We start from the raw sequence: 3818 nt of genomic DNA, 5'->3' as shown, positions 1-3818 counted from the left end.
ATTACCCTTGAAGTTTGCCTTCTTCAGCAAGCTTTCGTACTGGTGAGACAGCACATACGATTGCACTTGTGACATCAGATCCATCGTCACCACCACGATGATCAGCAGCGAAGTCCCGCCGAAATAGAATGGAACATTCCATTTCAGGATCAGGAACTCCGGCAGCAAACACACCAGAGCAATGTAGATGGCACCAATCAACGTCAGCCGCAGAATAATCTTCTCGATGTAACGGGAAGTCTGCTCGCCTGGACGGATACCGGGAATAAAAGCCCCACTTTTCTTCAAGTTATCTGCCGTTTCCTTAGGATTGAATACCAAGGCGGTATAGAAGTAACAGAAGAAAATAATAGCCGCAGCATACAGCAGGACATACAGCGGTTGACCTGGATGCAGCTTATCTGCAATCGACTTCAACCAGCCGACACCCTCTCCGCTCCCGAACCAGCCAAGAGCCGTTGCAGGAAAGAGAATAATGCTGGATGCGAAAATCGGTGGAATAACCCCAGCCATATTCAGCTTGAGTGGCAAGTGCGTACTCTGACCTTGCTGCACACGATTACCAACCTGACGTTTAGCATAATTAACCAAAACCTTACGCTGGCCGCGTTCAACAAACACGACAAGATAGGTTACGGCAATTACCCCGACAAACAGGAGAATCGCAAACAACACAGGCAAAGAGCCCTGACCGGTAAGCGTCAATGTCTTACCAATAGCGGCAGGCACCCCCGAAGCGATACCGGCACAGATAATGAGGGAAATACCGTTACCGATACCCCGCTCTGTAATCTGTTCACCCAACCACATCAGGAACATCGTACCCGTCACCAGGGTCACTACGGTAGAGAGATAAAACTCCCATTGACCGACAACCACCAGATTAGGCTGTTTGTGGAGCATCACCGCAATGCCGAAACTTTGAAAAGTCGCGAGCACAACGGTCGCATAACGCGTGTACTGGGTTATCTTACGACGTCCCGCATCGCCTTCCTTCTTCAACTGCTTGAGCTGAGGTACGACCTCAGACCCTAGCTGCAGAATAATGGAAGCCGAGATATACGGCATGATGCCGATGGCAAATACCGTAAATCTCGACAAGGCTCCGCCGGAAAACATGTTGAACATGTCCAGCAGACCCGTTTGCGACGATTGGAACAACTTCGCTAGTTCGGCAGGATTGATCCCGGGTACGGGAATATGCGCACCAATACGGTATACGATCAGAGCGCCGATCAAAAACCAGATGCGACGCTTGAGATCACCAAATTTATTGGTGTTTGCCACTAGAGAAGTATTCGCCACGTACTTACGCCTTATTCAACGATGACGCCACCGGCAGCTTCGATAGCAGCACGGGCACCAGCCGTCACACCAAGACCACGCAACTTAACAGCGCGATCGATGGTGCCGGACAGGATAACCTTAGCAGCCAAAGCCTGCGTAGTTGCCAGACCTGCCTGTTTCAAAGCCAACAGATCGATCTCGTCAACCGGCAGTGCAGCCAGATCGGACAAGCGGACTTCAGAAGTCTTACCTGCGGAAAGCGACTTAAAACCACGCTTAGGCAGACGACGCTGCAAAGGCATTTGACCGCCTTCGAAACCGACCTTATGGAAACCACCGGCACGGCTCTTCTGACCTTTGTGACCACGGCCAGCAGTCTTACCCAGACCACTACCCATACCACGACCTACGCGGCGCTTGGCGTGCTTAGCACCGGCACCAGGCTTAACGGTATTCAGTTCCATGTTAGCCCTCGCATTTCAGCAGATAGTTGATCTTCGTGATCATGCCACGATTCTCAGGGGTATCCAGTACTTCAACAGTCTGGCGGATCTTGCGCAGACCCAAGCCACGCGCACAAGCTTTGTGCGACTCAAGGCGACCGATCAGGCTCTTAATCAGGGTCACTTTGACAGTCTTAGCATTAGTCATGATGCGCCCCCAGAATTTCTTCCAAGGCCAGACCACGCTTAGCAGCGATCTGAGCAGGCGTATGAATCTTCAACAAACCATCAATCGTAGCGCGAACTACGTTATACGGATTGGTAGAGCCATGAACCTTGGCAGAAACGTTACGCACACCCATCGCGTCAAAAATCGCACGCATCGGGCCGCCAGCCTTCACGCCGGTACCTTCTTTAGCCGGCTGCATGAAGACGGTGGTAGCACCGTGCTTGCCAAAAACGGCATGATGCAGCGTGCCATTTTTGAGCGGGATTTTTACCAGGGTGCGACGGGCTTGCTCCATCGCTTTTTGCACGGCAACAGGCACTTCCTTAGACTTGCCTTTACCCATGCCGATGCCGCCATCGCTATCACCAACTACGGTGAGAGCGGAGAAAGCCATGATGCGACCGCCCTTCACCACTTTGGTGACGCGGTTGACGCCGATCATTTTTTCGATCAGACCGTCGCCACGATCTTCAATCTCGTGCTTAGCCATTCTTCACTCCGAATTAGAATTGCAGGCCGTGTTCGCGAGCTGCATCAGCCAGGGCCTTGATACGGCCGTGGTAATTGAAACCCGAACGGTCGAAGGCAACCTGCAGAACGCCTGCAGCCTTAGCTTTTTCGGCAATACGCTTGCCGACTGCAGCAGCTGCATCTACGTTGCCACCATTGGTCATGCTTGCGCGCACGTCGGCTTCCAGGCTGGAAGCACTGGCAAGCACAACACTACCGGTCGCATCAATGATTTGAGCGTAAATGTGGCAGTTGGTGCGGTGTACAGACAGACGCACCACCTTGAGCCCCGCAATACGAGCACGAGTTTTACGTGCGCGGCGGAGTCGAGTTTGTTTCTTATCCATGTCAGTGCCTCTATTACTTCTTCTTGGTTTCTTTCAGAGTCACAACTTCGCCGAAGTAGCGAACACCCTTGCCCTTATAAGGCTCTGGCGAACGGTAAGCGCGGATTTCCGCGGCTACTTGACCGACTTGTTGCTTGTCTGCGCCCTTGATCAGGATCTCGGTCTGAGACGGAGTCTCAACCGTAACACCTGCCGGCATCTTGTGGGAAACCGGATGGGAGAAACCAAGAGAAAGGTTTACAGCGTCACCTTGAGCTTGGGCACGATAGCCCACGCCTACGAGCTGAAGCTTGCGCTCAAAGCCCTTGGTAACACCAATCACCATGTTGTTCAGCAAAGCACGCAGCGTACCAGACATGGAACGTGCAAACTTGCTGTCATTTAGGGCTGCGAAAGTCAGCTCGTTGTTATCCAGCTTGATGGCAACATCTGAGCACAAAGTAGTGCACAGGCTACCAATCGGGCCTTTAACAACGATTTGGTCAGCGGTGAATTTAACTTCAACGCCGGCTGGAATCGCAACGGGATTTTTAGCTACGCGAGACATTAAACTCTCCCCTTACGCCACGATGCAAAGGAGCTCACCACCGATGCCGGCAACACGTGCCTTGCGATCGGTCATCACACCTTTGGAGGTCGAAAGGATAGTCACGCCCAGGCCATTCAAGACCTTTTGGACTTCGTTCGAACCCTTGTATACACGCAAACCAGGGCGCGATACACGGTCGATACGTTCGATGACCGGACGACCAGCATAGTACTTCAGCTGGATATCAAGAGAAGGCTTCTTTTCTTCACCGGCGACGGCGAAGTCTTCAATATAGCCTTCTTCTTTCAGAACCTGAGCGATAGCGACCTTGAGCTTGGAAGACGGCATGGAAACCGAAACCTTCGAAGCACGCTGAGCGTTACGAACGCGGGTCAACATATCGGAAATAGGATCATGCATGCTCATTCGTTTTCTCCTATTACCAGCTGGCCTTTGTAACGCCAGGAATCTCA

7 protein-coding genes are annotated in these 3818 nt (G+C 52.2%); all 7 read right to left on the bottom strand.

Annotation, left to right across the window (positions count from 1 at the left end; all coding sequences use genetic code 11):
• Positions 1 to 1305 (bottom strand): preprotein translocase subunit SecY (secY, locus tag ACRC1E_RS10620; RefSeq protein ID WP_438515068.1); only part of this gene is annotated, 1305 nt, incomplete at its 3' end.
• A gap of 11 nt (positions 1306 to 1316) precedes the next feature.
• Positions 1317 to 1751: a 50S ribosomal protein L15 gene (gene rplO / locus ACRC1E_RS10615; RefSeq protein ID WP_438515067.1), complete on the bottom strand. Its 435-nt coding sequence runs from the start codon at positions 1749 to 1751 to the stop codon at positions 1317 to 1319.
• A gap of 1 nt (position 1752) precedes the next feature.
• Positions 1753 to 1938, bottom strand: a complete 186-nt coding sequence (rpmD, locus tag ACRC1E_RS10610; protein WP_438515066.1) for a 50S ribosomal protein L30 — start codon at positions 1936 to 1938, stop codon at positions 1753 to 1755.
• Entirely contained in the window at positions 1931 to 2449 is a 519-nt protein-coding gene (gene rpsE, locus ACRC1E_RS10605) for a 30S ribosomal protein S5 (protein WP_438515065.1), read from the bottom strand. Before rpsE ends, rpmD begins: the two co-directional genes overlap by 8 nt.
• 13 nt (positions 2450 to 2462) lie before the next feature.
• Positions 2463 to 2816, bottom strand: coding sequence for a 50S ribosomal protein L18 (gene rplR / locus ACRC1E_RS10600; protein ID WP_438515064.1), 354 nt, complete (start codon positions 2814 to 2816; stop codon positions 2463 to 2465).
• Positions 2817 to 2829: 13 nt separating this feature from the next.
• On the bottom strand, positions 2830 to 3363 hold the full coding sequence (rplF, locus tag ACRC1E_RS10595) for a 50S ribosomal protein L6 (RefSeq protein ID WP_438515063.1): 534 nt from the start codon (positions 3361 to 3363) through the stop codon (positions 2830 to 2832).
• 12 nt (positions 3364 to 3375) lie between these two features.
• Positions 3376 to 3771: a 30S ribosomal protein S8 gene (gene rpsH / locus ACRC1E_RS10590; RefSeq protein WP_438515069.1), complete on the bottom strand. Its 396-nt coding sequence runs from the start codon at positions 3769 to 3771 to the stop codon at positions 3376 to 3378.
• Between the last annotated feature and the right edge of the window lie 47 nt (positions 3772 to 3818).

Origin of the sequence: Craterilacuibacter sp., assembly GCF_051659485.1 — a bacterium.
In the GTDB taxonomy this organism is placed as follows: domain Bacteria; phylum Pseudomonadota; class Gammaproteobacteria; order Burkholderiales; family Chromobacteriaceae; genus Craterilacuibacter.
This window is presented reverse-complemented; position numbering and strand designations above follow the sequence as displayed.

Bases quoted from the DNA above. Each gene is read 5' to 3' on its own strand.
- rpmD (WP_438515066.1), bottom strand. From the start codon at position 1,938: ATGACTAATGCTAAGACTGTCAAAGTGACCCTGATTAAGAGCCTGATC.
- rpsE (WP_438515065.1), bottom strand. From the start codon at position 2,449: ATGGCTAAGCACGAGATTGAAGATCGTGGCGACGGTCTGATCGAAAAA.
- rplR (WP_438515064.1), bottom strand. From the start codon at position 2,816: ATGGATAAGAAACAAACTCGACTCCGCCGCGCACGTAAAACTCGTGCT.
- rpsH (WP_438515069.1), bottom strand. From the start codon at position 3,771: ATGAGCATGCATGATCCTATTTCCGATATGTTGACCCGCGTTCGTAAC.
- rplF (WP_438515063.1), bottom strand. From the start codon at position 3,363: ATGTCTCGCGTAGCTAAAAATCCCGTTGCGATTCCAGCCGGCGTTGAA.
- rplO (WP_438515067.1), bottom strand. From the start codon at position 1,751: ATGGAACTGAATACCGTTAAGCCTGGTGCCGGTGCTAAGCACGCCAAG.